Here is a 12,712-nt window from a genome sequence, read left to right as displayed (position 1 = left end):
GCGTTCCCGTCCCGCTAAAAAGTCGTCGACCATTTGCGTCATCGCTTTGCCGAACGCGCCCAGCAGCGCCACGTTCGTGACGTTACCCGCCTGGGACTGAGCCACGACTTCCGGCGCATGCGGCAAAATGCCGCCGAGATGTTCCGGCTGCATCTGATCCGCCATTTCTTCCGCCGTCAAATACCCCGGCGTCTGCGCATTATGAAAATTATTGAAAATCAACGCGTAATGAAACATCCGATCTTCATGCATATAGTGCATGACGCGGTCGGCGTCCCGCAAGGACACCCAGGTCGGTTCCACGACGAGAAAAATCCGATCCGCCATCGCAAGCGTGTACATAAGTCCTTTACCGATACCCGCCGGACTGTCGATCAAAAGGTAGTCATAGCGATCACGCAAATCTTCCAACACGGTCAGTACTGCGTCGCCTTCGAGTTCTTCCCAGCGATATTGCTGGCTGGCCGGCATGAAATCGAGATTCGGCGCGATATGTAAAATCGCATCTTCTTCAAAGCAACGTCCCGTTGCGACGTCAAATATATCAAACAGCACGCGGTCCTCGACGCCCAGCACCAGGTCGAGGTCGCGCAAACCCATGTCGCCGTCCAGCAGCAACACGCGTTGGCCGCGTTCCGCCAGCGCCGCGCCGAAGGTCGCGGTGACTACGGTTTTACCGACGCCGCCTTTGCCGGATGCCAGTGTGATGATTTGTCCCATTTATCGTTTCCTTTCTATTGTTTCGCTGTCGGAATGTGAAAATACGCATCCAACATTTGTTTGACAATCGGCGCCGCCGACTCAATCCCGTAGCCGGCGTGTTCCACCAATACCACGATCACGATTTGCGGATTGTCATACGGCGCAAACGCCGCGAACCACGCGTGATCCGGACCGTCGCCCGTTTCCGCCGTCGCGGTTTTGCCGCCGACTTCAATCGGATAACCGTGAAATAAAGCGCCCGCGGTGCCGCCTTCCTGCGTGACCGCCCACATGGAGCGCTTCACGGTATCGAGTACCGATTTCGGAACGACAAGCCGTCCCGCCACTTGCGGCTGATGGATTTGGTACGGCGAGCCGTCCAAATGATTGATGCGACTCACGAGGTACGGTTTGTACCGCGTCCCGCCGTTGGCAATCTGACTGACGACGGAGGCCATTTGCAGCGGCGTCGCCAAGTGAAAGCTTTGCCCGATCGCGGCGTCAAATGTTTCGCCCAAATACCAGTCGTCATGAAACACTTCTTTTTTATACTGTTCGGTCGCTACGAGCCCGGATGCTTCTCCGTATAAATCAATGCCGGTCGCTTCGCCCAAACCGAACGCGCGCGCCATCTCGGCAATTCGATCGATGCCCAGGCGGTTGCCCAATTCGTAAAAGTAAACATTATCCGATTTGGCCATGGCCTCCTGGAAATTAATCCAGCCGAACGCTTCGCCTGCCGCATTGCGTTTATCGATCAGCCAGTGCCGACCGTTATCGTAAATCCGTTCTTCCGGCGTGACGACTTTCGCGTTGAGCGCCGCGGTGCCGGTGATTACCTTAAAAATGGAACCCGGCGGATAGGTGCCCGAGATCACGCGATCATCAAACGGACGCAAACTGTTTTCATTGAGATCCCGCCATTCTTTGGCGGTAATACCGACCGCAAACGAATTCGGATTAAACGACGGCCAGTTGGCCATCGCCAACACCGCGCCCGTATTCGGATCGAGCGCGACGGCCGCTACTCCCGTCGGCCAAATATGCGACTCCGCCAGTTCGGACAGATGTTCCGAAATCGCCGTTTCCGTCGCTCGCTGCAACGGTAAATCCAAGGTCAGCCGCAAATTATGACCGGGCGTAATCGGCGCTTCCTCAATGTTTTTGACCGGCCGCCCCGTGGCGTCGACTTCTACCTGCCGACCGCCGGTTTTTCCCTGTAACAAATCGTTATAATATAACTCCAAACCGGAGCGACCGACAATCGTTCCGGGCGCGTATTCGCTGCCGTCGGGTTTGCGATCATCCGGACCGGCTTCACCGACATAACCGATGACGTTCGCCGCTAATGATCCGTACGGATAGTACCGCAACGGCTGCACCTCGATCGTCACGCCGGGATACTCGGCGCGATACTCTTCAATTTTCGCCACCACATCGGGGCCGATGTCCACTTTAATCGGAACCGGTCCGAACGACGCGCCGTGATCTTTAATTTTCTTTTGAATGTCCGCCGGCGTCATTTCCAACACATTCGCCAAGCGCGCTTCTAGCGCCGCATCCATCGGTTTTTGCTGCGGCGTATACGAAACGATGTAGACCGGCCGCGAACCGACGATAATTTCACCGTTGCGATCGAGCAACACGCCGCGCGTCGCCTGAATGGTCATTTGCCGAATGCGGTTGCCGTCCGCGAGTTCCCGGTAATGCTCCCCGTCGATCAGCTGCAATACGAACAGGCGCAGCACGAGCAGCGTGAAAAGGCCCGCGATGACGTAAATGAACGAATTGTACCGACGATCGGTAACTTTTTTATATAAACTTTCCAGCATCTCAATCTCCTTGGCGGCGCGGGCGCAAAAGCGGGTGCATCGCCAGAGCCAACAGCGCGTTCAAAAGCGCCTGCGGCAACGCGACGCTGAGGAAGCTTCGCGTCATATTAATCGGTATGCCGCCCAGCCACCAAATGCAATAGTATACAAGCGCCGCGAAAAGACTTGCCACAAGCACCGCGAGGAAGGACATCTCCCAACGAATCTGAAAGCGCGACCAGGCGAGCCACAACGGCAAAACGAGCAGCAAATATCCCGCCAGATGCGGTCCGAAAAAGTTGGCGGCCAGCACATCGGCGATCAGCCCCGCCGAGGCCGCGGCAAAAAAACCGTACCGCGGTCCGTAGAAGAGCGTAATGAGGACCACCGCCACCAGCCAGAGATCCGGGCGCACCTCCGCCTGCCACCAAAACGGCAGTACGGCCGTCTGCAGGAAAAAAATGAGCAGCGCGCTTACCCATCGGCGGGTTGTTGTCATCCCTTCGCTCCTTCCTGCGGCGCGTCGGGAACGAGATTCGGCATCTGCTCAACCGGCACGGCCGCCGTGGACGCGTTCAAAATCACCAGCACTTCTTCCAATTTGGTAAAATCAACGGCCGGGGTCAATACGGCGCGCTTTACGACACCCGAAGGATCCGGCACGATTTCTTTCACCGTACCGATCAAAAGTCCCTTGGGATACAAGCCGCCGTAACCCGACGTCACAATCGCATCGCCCACCACGATATCGCCTTCTTTGACGATATCGATCATCTCCGGATGCGCCACATCGTTACCGTTGCCGGAAACGAGCGCCGCCACGCGCGACTGCGGACGTTGCACGATGCCGCCCACCGCGGTGCGGGGATCCAAAATAAATTGGATCCGCGCCGAGTGCGGATACACGTCGCTGACAAAGCCGACCACGCCCTGCGGCAACATCACCGCCATATATTTCGTCAGACCTTCCGCTTTGCCGCGGTCAATCACCGCGCTCTGCGTCCAGCCGCCGTCATCGCGAGTAATCACGCGCGCGGCCAGCACCTGATATTGCGGATAGGTCGTTTCAAATTGCAAGAGACCGCGCAGGCGTTCATTTTCCGCGACAATTTCGCGTTGCGCCGTCAATGCGCCGCGAAGCGCGTCATTTTCCGCCCGCAGCTGATGCAATTCCGAATAGCCGGTTACCGCGCCGCGCAAGATACTCGCGCCGCCAAGCACCTCCTGCGTCACACGCGCCGTTCCGTATTCAAACGGCGTCGCGGTCGCGACCAGGGGTTGCGTGACAAAAGGCACCGCCTCACGATGCCGCCAGGCCCAACCGACCAAACCTATCAAAAGCAGGATGGCAATCGCCCAAACCAGCGTGCGTCGTTCGATTCCCCGCACTATTCATTCCTCCCCACGTTGCCACCGACCAATAAATACGGCCACTCCGCGCGGCGCTTCAACGCCAGCACGCCACCTCGCGCCACTGTGCCGAACGGCTCTTTCGCGACCTGTACGGGAATGCCGAGCGTTTCCGAAAGCGCCAAATCAAATCCTTTGACCAATGCCGCGCCGCCGGTCAGGCGTACGCCGTTTTCCAAAAGATCCGCCTGCGCCTGCGCGGAAAGTCCGCGCACTAAACGGCGAAAACGTTGCAACCAGACATTCGTCACTTCACGTACGAGCGGCAATAACTCCGTCGATGTCACGGTGAACTCCGTCAATGTGCCGTCGGCCAGCAAGCGTCCCGTACATTCCTGACGGGTTTCGCCGACGCTCTGTACACAGACCGCCACTTCACGCACGAGAGTTTGAATCGTAGCCGTCTCGACCATCACTCCGTAGGTTTCCCGCAAGTACGCCCGCAACGCCGCGCTCAAAGCGCGGCCTCCGGCCGGCAGATAATCATTGGCGAGATAACCGCCGCCCGAAAGCGCGGTCAACGTAAATCCTTCGCCGCAATCCGCCGCCAGTGCCGCTTCCGCGCGCAACGGGTCCCAACCGGACCCCAGCGCCGCCGCCGCGCCGCGATCCGTCAGCAACGTTTCCAATACTCCCGCTTGGCGCGTCGTCTGCAGCCAGGCCCGGGCCGCCACCTGCGACGGCAACGAAGGCACGGCAAGACACACGGTCGGCCGCGTTACGGCGCCGCGTTGGACTTTATCCAAGATCGATTGTAACAGTAATTGCGCGGCGGCCTGTTGCGCCACGACGCCTCCGACGAAAGGTCGCACCGCAACGAGACCGCGCGGCTCCGCCCGCAAGCGAATCGCCGCTTCGGTACCGACAGCGACGACTTCCCCCTGCGTGGTGACCGCCGCCAGCGACGGCTCGGATATTTCCTGCTGAGCGTCCGCCACCACTACGCGTGTATATAATGAGCCCGGGTCGATCCCGACCAACAGGCTGCGCATTGAAATTCGTTTCATTTCTTCACTCCGTAACGATTATTATTTGCCTAATCGCCTATCTTGTTATTTTAACATATTTCCTATAGTAGCGGCCGCGGAAAACGCACGCCGGCAATGCTTTTACCAACAGCTGACGTCTTTTTCCATGCGTTTACGCAGTTTATGCTAAAATAAAATGGATAAATTTTGTTGGCAGGGAGGTTTCATGGACAAAAAGAAAAAGCGCTGGATGATCGGCGCCATCATACTTTTATGCATTGTATTCACCATCTTTTTACAGCCGTCACACTCTGACAAAAAAACGATCTCTAACGGTGACGGTTACGTGGCGGTCATTCGCGTCGAGGGGCCGATCGTCGGCGCGGCCGATATGCCGTCCAACCTTTTCAGCGGCGGCACAACGGCCTCATCGGGCCGACTCATGAAAGAAATTCGCCAAGCGGCCGCGGATCCGGCCGCGAAGGCTGTCTTATTGCGTATTAACAGCCCCGGCGGTTCGGCCACCGCATCGCAGGAAATCGGCGACGAAATCGATCGGCTGAAAGCAAGCGGCAAGCCGGTCATCGTTTCGATGGGCGACATGTGCGCGTCGGGCGGTTATTGGCTCGCCGCAAAAGGCGATCGGGTGTTCGCCAACCCCTCGTCGATGACGGGCAGTATCGGCGTGTACATCGGCTATACGAACTATGAAGAATTGATGGGAAAACTCGGCATCAACAACGATAAAATCAAATCCGGCGCGCATAAAGATATTCTCTCGCCGGATCGTCCGATGACGCCGGAAGAACGCGCCCTCGTGCAAGGCATGGTCGATGACATTTACGAGCAATTCGTAGACGTCGTCGCGACGGGCCGAAAAATGGATCCGCAACAAGTGCGCGAACTGGCCGACGGACGTATTTTCACGGGCCGTCAGGCGCAGGCCGCCGGTCTCGTGGACGAAATGGGCAATTACTACGACGCGCTCGACTATACGGCCAACCTCGTCGGCTTGCCCGCGACGGACGTGCCTACTCACGAATACGGCGACGACTCCGTTTCCTGGCAACGCCTCTTCAGCGCCGAACTTCGCAGCGCATTTCGTGAAAGCGTCGGAAGCTTAACTCGTCGCGAAGGCGGAAGCGCTCGCACCGAATGGGAGGCGCCGCATGCTCAGTAACGCGTTGGAACTTCTCTATGACGTAATCACGCGGCCGCAATTGGCATTGTATCGGATCACTCATACCGATGTCCGTGGCGAAGCCGTCATCGTGTTTATTCTGAGCACGCTGATCACTTCGCTCGCTTCGGTCGGTCTGATGCCGAATGCGCTGGGCGCAGCCTTTGCCGTCTCGCTCATCGGCGGCATATTGTACCTTGCGCTCGGCGGCGCTCTCATGCATTTCTGCGCGTCTCTTTTGGGAGGCGTTGGGACCGTGCAGGGGCTCTTGCAGGCCTTGCCGTTCGCGTTGTTTCCCAACGCTCTGACGGCCTTTGGTGTGATCCTTAATTTCTTGCCGGCGGCCGTCAATGCACCACTGTTTGACGCGCTTACGTTGGTGGTGACGTGCTGGACGATCTTCCTCGTGCTCACGGCACTGCAAAAAAATTACGGAATCCGTCTCGGACGCGCCGTCTGCACCTTACTGTTTCCGTTTATCGGCCTCTTGCTCCTGGTCACCTTCCTGATCTTTGCTTGCTTCTGGTTATTTCTCGCGAACATGCCGATGTGGTCGGGTGCTCTGGAAGAGCTCGGCCGCTTTTAGCGAGGCCTGTTATTTTTCGCGCATCCATATTTACGCAATAAAAAAACTGCCGTACGGCAGTTTTTTTATTTATCTTACGCGTTATTTTTTATCGTCCGCATCCGCGCCGGAAAACGTATCGCTTTCCTGCAGCACCCGTTTTAAAATTTTTCCCGTGCTGTTTTTCGGGAGCGCATCCAAAACCACATATTTACGCGGCAATTTGAACGCGGCGAGACGTTGCGCCAAATATTTGCGCAAAGACTGCGTATCGAGTTCCGCGTCTTCCTGCAACACGATGTACGCGCACACGAATTGTCCGCGCAAGCCGTCGGGATGACCGACCACCGCGACTTCCGACACGCCCGGATACCGATAGATTTCGTCTTCCACTTCGCGCGGATACACATTTTCCCCGTTGACGATGATCATGTCTTTGGAGCGGTCGACGATGTAAATATACTCGTCTTCATCCATATAGGCGAGATCGCCCGTATGCAACCAGCCGTCCTGCAAGGCCTCCGCTGTCGCTTCGGGTAAATGCCAATACCCCTGCATGACGTTGGCGCCTTGTACTAAAAGTTCACCGATCGTTCCCGGTTCATACGTCGTCGCGTCGTACCCGTTAATTTTAACGCGCACGCCCGGAAGCGCCGGACCGATCGAATAGTATTTATGTTTGTCTTCCGGATTGACCGCAACGACCGGTGATGCTTCCGAAAGCCCGTAGCCTTCGATAATCGGCCGACCGTAAATTTCTTCAAATTTTTTCGCGACCGGTTCGGGCAAACTGGCCCCGCCCGAGACGAAAAGACGGACCGATTTCAACCGTTCGGGAGTGGCCAGGCGCACCAGCAGATGGTACAACGGCGGCACTAAGAACGATACCGTTACCGCGTACGTTTCGATCGCCTGCAAGATTTCGCCCGGACGGAACGTGTTGACGGGAACGACGCTGCCCCCTCGGATAAGCGGATTCATGACACAGGTCGTCCAACCGAAGCAATGGTACATCGGCAACACGCAAAGAACGCGATCTTCCGGCTCGTGCGGTAACACCGCATTGAATTGTATAACGTTTTCCGCCAGATTCCGATGCGTGAGCATCGCGCCCTTGGGTCGGCCGGTCGTGCCCGACGTGTAAATGAACGTGGTCACATCCGTGTCTTCCCGTTGCGCTTCCGCAGGAACGCATTCCGCTGCGGCGATGCCCTGCGCTTCTTCGACAAGCGTCGCAACCAAAAGCAACGGCGCCGCCGTGTGCAATTCTTTATGCGCGACCAGCAATACCAAACCCGCGTCTTTGGCGATGTAGTCCACTTCCGCTTCGGTCAACATGCAGTTGATCGGGACGACGATCGCGCCCAGACTGACGATCGCGAAGTAAATGTAAATAAATGCGGGGCTGTTCTGTTCATACAAACCGACACGATCGCCTCGCTTCACGCCCTTTTTGTGCAGAACGGTGCGATACCGCGCGATGTGTTCTTTTAATTGGCCATACGTGACATTTTCGGGACCGCGAATGGCGATACTCTCCGGATTGTGCCCGGTGATCAGTTCATCCAGTAACATGGTTTCCTCCTTGGCCGAAATCTCGGCAATTTCTTTCTTATATTCTACATGAAATTTTTAATCATGGGCAAAAAAAAAGACACCTTCGTGTCGAATAAATAAACTGGCGGAGCGGGTGGGATTCGAACCCACGCACGGGGTAAACCGTCTAACGATTTAGCAAACCGTCCTCTTCAGCCTCTTGAGTACCGCTCCAAGTAAAAGCTTCCACTATTTTACGTAAAATTCGCCTTTTTGTCAAGGAAAATTGATGCCATGACATCTTTATCGTCTGCAGGAAAGCCGCACGACAAACGGAATTTTACGCAATAAAAAAGAGACGCGCGGTCTCTTTTTCAGATGGTGGGCGATGACAGGATCGAACTGCCGACATCCTGCTTGTAAGGCAGGCGCTCTCCCAGCTGAGCTAATCGCCCAGATTGGTGACCCGTGGGGGATTCGAACCCCCGATACCGCCGTGAAAGGGCGGTGTCTTAACCACTTGACCAACGGGCCTTCTGGCTCCCTGAGTAGGACTCGAACCTACGACCGATCGGTTAACAGCCGATTGCTCTACCAACTGAGCTATCAGGGAATATAACAAAAGTAATTATAGCCGATGAAATAAAAAAAAGCAAGCGCGGTTTTGCACTTGCTTTTTATCTGCGTCTCGGTATCCACGATGGCACGTTATGCCGACACGCGCGGGCGATGCGTCGGTATACGTCGGTAGGGAAATTCTGCCAGCGCGCGGTCGGTAATTTCCTTGACCACCGCCTGCGGCGTATTCAAAACCGATTCTTCCGCCGTGTCGTTGTACGTGCTTTGCCACACCTGCATCTCATCATTCGGCCGGTAATACGCATACACGCGCAACTCACCAAAGGTGGTAGTCCACCAATCACCGTTCCAATCCGTGCGTGTAAATTGCGCCAAACGCACCAACTCCGAACCGATTACGATATCCGCATCGTAAGTCTTGGCGACGGCGGCAAAGTCGTGGCGCGTAAACGGCATTGTCGTTTGCGGCCCGTTCGTTATTTCATAATACGGATAGCGAAACGGCTCGGCCAAACGTCGTTCCACATAGGTGCCGAGTTCCACATGTCGCTCCGTCGTTGCCGTCGGCAGGATAACAACCTTCTCCGCCGTAATCGGTTCGGCGGCAAACACCGACAGCACGCCGATGAAAACGCAAATTACAAGCAAGTACCACTGCCGTCTGTTTCCCATATTGCGCCTCCCTATTCCCGCGCGGGCAGCGTCCGTGCGCTATCCAATGACCGCGTGACCAGCGCCACCTCCGGTAAAACCTCCGCGCTGATTTTATGAAATCGGAAATGCCGAATACTGATGATTTCGTCCGCGCCTTTGCTGCCGAGCCGCGTCAAATCGCCGCGACCGTCTTTTGTCTGCGGCGGCAAGTACAAAGTGTCGCCGCGAATCACGGCCGGCAACGGTTCCACTTCGGCGATGCGTACCGCCGGGTCACGGTACACTACGCCGAATTCGCAGCGCACCGCAAATTCGCGCGCATTCAATCGTTGATACGGCGCGAGCGCCATCGTGCAAACGTAACGTTCCCCGCTTTGCGGTTCGACCCCCGTCGCTTGCCAGGTGCCGTACCATGTTTGCGCGGTTCGTTCCGCATACCACAGAAACCCGTGCCAGCCCGCCCAAACCAAAAGCGACACCAACGTCACCGCGAGCAGCGTCCGCCGTTTTTGCGCTCCGTTCAACCGAATAATTTTTGCTTCAGCTCCCGCCAGTACAAAACAATTCCCGTCACAATCGGCGTCAGCACCGGCAAAATAGTCATCACATAATTGCCGAAGTTGGCGATATGCGCTTCATACATGCCCAGCAGGCAAAACGGACATGCTTCCGCCGTGCGGCAACTCAGCAATAATATGAGTGCCGCAAGCATCGTAATTTTTTGTGCGCGTCGCATTTTATCTTTTGTTATCTCCCTGTGAAATAATCTACACCGGCTTGGAAAATTTTCTGTTTTTTCTGTCCGATAATATTTTTCGCTACATACGGACCATAGCGTTCGCTGTGACCCATCTTGCCCAAAATTCGTCCGTTCGGACTGAGCAGGCCTTCAATCGCCGCGACCGATCCGTTCGGGTTCGCCGGCATCGTTTCGTGGACGCTGCCCCATTCATCGCAATATTGCGTCGCGATCTGACCGTTCGCCGCCAAAGCCTGTACGACGTCCGGCGCCGCGTATAAACGTCCTTCACCGTGACTGAACGGAATGCGATGGAGTTCGCCCGGTTCAAAATACATGAGCCACGGGGATTTCGTCGAAACGATCTTCGTCATCGCGTAGTGCGAAATGTGACGCCCGATGGTATTGTAGGTGAGCGTCGGCGCACTCGGCGCCAATTCGCGGATTTCTCCGTACGGCAACAGGCCGAGTTTAATCAACGCCTGGAAACCGTTGCAGATGCCCAAAATCAAACCGTCACGATGCGTCAGAAGATCGTTCACCGCGTCGGCCAATGCCGGATGCCGGAACAGCGCGGCGATAAATTTACCCGAACCGTCCGGTTCATCGCCGGCGGAAAATCCGCCCGGAAATGCCAAAATCTGTGTCGTTTCCACCGCTTTGACAAGCGCTTCCACCGATTCATTCAGCGCCTGCGGCGTCAGGTTGCGCACGACGACGGTCGACACATTGGCGCCCGCATTTTCAAATGCGCGGGCCGTGTCCACTTCACAGTTCGTACCCGGCATTACCGGAATGACGACCTGCGGCGTGCCAATGGTAGTCCGCGCGCGTCGTGTCGGATTGCCCGCCACCGGCGAAACGGGATACAGCGGCGCCGGTTGAAGCGTTTTCGTCGGAAATACTTTTTCCAGCGGCTCTTCCCAACGCGCTTGCAATTCATCAAGCGGTAACGTAACACCGGCAAGAGAAATGCTGTCACCGGCGGTGGCGCCGATGATCGTAATATGCTCGTCAAGCGCCCATTGTTCCGCGATCTCTCTGTCCAATTCGACCAGCCATGAACCCGGCCGCGCCGCGAACCATTCTGTCGGAGTGAGAGCATCACTCAGCCTTGCGCCGATATGGTTACCGAATGCCGCTTTCGCGCACGCGGCAGCAAGACCGCCCGCATCAACCGCCTGCGCGCTTTTCAGCAAACCTTTCTCCGCCGCCGCGAACAACCGATCCGCATGATCGATAAAGACTTCAAAATCCGGCATGGCGTATTCATCCAACGGCGTTTCGAGCAAGACCAACGCGTGGTCGCGTCCCTTCCATTCGGGACTGACAATATGCGTCGCATCGCCCGGCGCCACCGCGAACGAAATCAGCGTCGGCGGCACATGCAAATCAAGGAAGCTACCGCTCATCGAATCTTTGCCGCCGATCGCGCCGACTTCCAGTTCCGACTGCGCGACAAACGCGCCCAAAAGCGCCGCGACCGGTTTGCCCCAAGACGCCGTGTCGCCTAATTTTTCAAAATATTCCTGCAAGGATAAATAGGCGCGTTTCCAGTTGCCGCCCAGCGCCGCGATTTTCGCCAGCGACTGCAGCACGGCGAACAGACCGCCGTGAAACGGACTCCACGACGCCAAGTACGGATCAAACGCGTGGGTCATGATGCTCACGGTTGACGTTTCCCCGTGCCGCAACGGAATTTTCGCGACCATGCCGTCGACCGGCGTGCACATGCGCGCGCCGCCGTACGGCATCAGGACCGTGCCCGCGCCGATCGTCCCGTCAAATCGTTCGCCCAAACCGCGCTGCGAAGCGACATTCAAATCGCCGAGCGTTTGCGCCCATGCGGCGCGCACATCCGTCACCGGTTGCGGCGTAAAATAATTTTCTTCGGCCGGCGTCGTGATGACGGCGGCGCTGGCTCGACCGGCGCCGTTGGTGTCGAGGAACGAGCGCTCCAAATTGACGATGGTTTCACCGCGCCACTGCATCATCAGGCGGCGCTCTTTCGTGACGACCGCAATCGGCGTCGCTTCCAGATTTTCTTCATCCGCATAGCGGCGGAACTCATCCGCATCATCCGCGGCGACGACCACCGCCATACGTTCCTGCGATTCGGACAGCGCTAATTCCGTGCCGTCCAATCCTTCATATTTTTTCGGTACGGCATCCAAATTAATCATCAAGCCGTCCGCCAATTCGCCGACGGCGACCGCCACGCCGCCCGCGCCGAAATCATTGCAGCGGCGAATCAGGCGCGAGGCCTCCGGACGCCGGAATAGGCATTGTAATTTACGTTCCGTCGGCGCGTTACCTTTTTGCACTTCCGCGCCCGCGGTGGTTAATGAGCTTTCCGTATGTTCTTTGGAAGAGCCGGTCGCACCGCCGATGCCGTCACGACCGGTACGGCCGCCAACCAGCAACACGATATCGCCCGGTTCCGGCACGCGACGAACGACCTGATCCGCCGGCACCGCGCCGACGACCGCGCCGACTTCCATGCGTTTGGCCACGTAACCGGGATGGTAGTATTCACGTACCTGGCCGGTCGCGAGACCGATCTGGTTA

At 56.8% G+C, this 12,712-nt stretch carries 12 protein-coding genes and 4 tRNA genes; 2 read left to right on the top strand and 14 right to left on the bottom strand.

The window, feature by feature from the left end; all coding sequences use genetic code 11:
- From KH813_RS03970 to KH813_RS03950, 5 genes are all read right to left on the bottom strand, one after another.
- The coding region (locus KH813_RS03970) for an AAA family ATPase (protein WP_303993515.1) at nucleotides 1-720 on the bottom strand (720 nt) is incomplete at its 3' end.
- A 14-nt stretch (nucleotides 721-734) separates the two neighbouring features.
- Entirely contained in the window at nucleotides 735-2,534 is a 1,800-nt protein-coding gene (gene mrdA, locus KH813_RS03965; RefSeq protein WP_303993513.1) for a penicillin-binding protein 2, read from the bottom strand.
- Nucleotide 2,535: 1 nt separating this feature from the next.
- The gene (gene mreD / locus KH813_RS03960) at nucleotides 2,536-3,012 is read right to left on the bottom strand and encodes a rod shape-determining protein MreD (protein ID WP_303993510.1); all 477 of its coding nucleotides are present in this window, start codon (nucleotides 3,010-3,012) and stop codon (nucleotides 2,536-2,538) included.
- Nucleotides 3,009-3,902 (bottom strand): rod shape-determining protein MreC, encoded by an 894-nt coding sequence (gene mreC / locus KH813_RS03955; RefSeq protein ID WP_303993507.1) that lies wholly within the window; start codon nucleotides 3,900-3,902, stop codon nucleotides 3,009-3,011. Before mreC ends, mreD begins: the two co-directional genes overlap by 4 nt.
- Nucleotides 3,902-4,930, bottom strand: a complete 1,029-nt coding sequence (locus KH813_RS03950) for a rod shape-determining protein (protein ID WP_303993505.1) — start codon at nucleotides 4,928-4,930, stop codon at nucleotides 3,902-3,904. Before KH813_RS03950 ends, mreC begins: the two co-directional genes overlap by 1 nt.
- 187 nt (nucleotides 4,931-5,117) lie before the next feature.
- Between KH813_RS03950 and sppA the strand changes: the two genes are divergently transcribed.
- Entirely contained in the window at nucleotides 5,118-6,071 is a 954-nt protein-coding gene (gene sppA / locus KH813_RS03945) for a signal peptide peptidase SppA (RefSeq protein ID WP_303993502.1), read from the top strand.
- Entirely contained in the window at nucleotides 6,061-6,657 is a 597-nt protein-coding gene (locus tag KH813_RS03940; protein WP_303993499.1) for a YIP1 family protein, read from the top strand. The genes sppA and KH813_RS03940 overlap by 11 nt, the downstream gene beginning before the upstream one ends.
- Nucleotides 6,658-6,738: 81 nt before the next feature.
- Here the strand turns inward: KH813_RS03940 and KH813_RS03935 are convergent, their stop codons facing one another.
- The 9 genes from KH813_RS03935 to KH813_RS03895 all read right to left on the bottom strand — a co-directional run.
- On the bottom strand, nucleotides 6,739-8,211 hold the full coding sequence (locus KH813_RS03935) for a class I adenylate-forming enzyme family protein (RefSeq protein ID WP_303993496.1): 1,473 nt from the start codon (nucleotides 8,209-8,211) through the stop codon (nucleotides 6,739-6,741).
- Between the two features lie 104 nt (nucleotides 8,212-8,315).
- Nucleotides 8,316-8,406: transfer RNA gene (locus tag KH813_RS03930), tRNA-Ser, on the bottom strand.
- 145 nt (nucleotides 8,407-8,551) lie between these two features.
- A tRNA-Val gene (locus KH813_RS03925) sits at nucleotides 8,552-8,627 on the bottom strand.
- A gap of 4 nt (nucleotides 8,628-8,631) precedes the next feature.
- Nucleotides 8,632-8,706: transfer RNA gene (locus KH813_RS03920), tRNA-Glu, on the bottom strand.
- 3 nt (nucleotides 8,707-8,709) lie between these two features.
- Nucleotides 8,710-8,785: transfer RNA gene (locus KH813_RS03915), tRNA-Asn, on the bottom strand.
- A gap of 95 nt (nucleotides 8,786-8,880) precedes the next feature.
- Complete coding sequence (locus tag KH813_RS03910; RefSeq protein WP_303993493.1) at nucleotides 8,881-9,423, bottom strand: hypothetical protein; 543 nt, start codon at nucleotides 9,421-9,423, stop codon at nucleotides 8,881-8,883.
- Between the two features lie 11 nt (nucleotides 9,424-9,434).
- On the bottom strand, nucleotides 9,435-9,929 hold the full coding sequence (locus tag KH813_RS03905; RefSeq protein ID WP_303993491.1) for a hypothetical protein: 495 nt from the start codon (nucleotides 9,927-9,929) through the stop codon (nucleotides 9,435-9,437).
- Nucleotides 9,926-10,141: a hypothetical protein gene (locus KH813_RS03900; RefSeq protein WP_303993488.1), complete on the bottom strand. Its 216-nt coding sequence runs from the start codon at nucleotides 10,139-10,141 to the stop codon at nucleotides 9,926-9,928. Before KH813_RS03900 ends, KH813_RS03905 begins: the two co-directional genes overlap by 4 nt.
- Nucleotides 10,142-10,152: 11 nt before the next feature.
- Nucleotides 10,153-12,712: phosphoribosylformylglycinamidine synthase (locus KH813_RS03895; protein WP_303993486.1), on the bottom strand; the 2,560-nt coding region annotated here is incomplete at its 5' end.

Source organism: Negativicoccus succinicivorans, from assembly GCF_018373335.1.
In the GTDB taxonomy this organism is placed as follows: Bacteria; Bacillota; Negativicutes; order Veillonellales; family Negativicoccaceae; genus Negativicoccus; species Negativicoccus succinicivorans_A.
The sequence above is the reverse complement of the archived record's forward strand: the minus strand, read 5'-3'. Positions and strand labels throughout refer to the sequence as shown.

What these genes read in the sequence shown, in the direction of transcription:
- mrdA (WP_303993513.1), bottom strand. Translation starts at nt 2,534, where the DNA reads ATGCTGGAAAGTTTATATAAAAAAGTTACCGATCGTCGGTACAATTCG.
- mreD (WP_303993510.1), bottom strand. Translation starts at nt 3,012, where the DNA reads ATGACAACAACCCGCCGATGGGTAAGCGCGCTGCTCATTTTTTTCCTG.
- KH813_RS03950 (WP_303993505.1), bottom strand. Translation starts at nt 4,930, where the DNA reads ATGAAACGAATTTCAATGCGCAGCCTGTTGGTCGGGATCGACCCGGGC.
- sppA (WP_303993502.1), top strand. Translation starts at nt 5,118, where the DNA reads ATGGACAAAAAGAAAAAGCGCTGGATGATCGGCGCCATCATACTTTTA.
- KH813_RS03940 (WP_303993499.1), top strand. Translation starts at nt 6,061, where the DNA reads ATGCTCAGTAACGCGTTGGAACTTCTCTATGACGTAATCACGCGGCCG.
- KH813_RS03935 (WP_303993496.1), bottom strand. Translation starts at nt 8,211, where the DNA reads ATGTTACTGGATGAACTGATCACCGGGCACAATCCGGAGAGTATCGCC.
- KH813_RS03910 (WP_303993493.1), bottom strand. Translation starts at nt 9,423, where the DNA reads ATGGGAAACAGACGGCAGTGGTACTTGCTTGTAATTTGCGTTTTCATC.
- KH813_RS03900 (WP_303993488.1), bottom strand. Translation starts at nt 10,141, where the DNA reads ATGCGACGCGCACAAAAAATTACGATGCTTGCGGCACTCATATTATTG.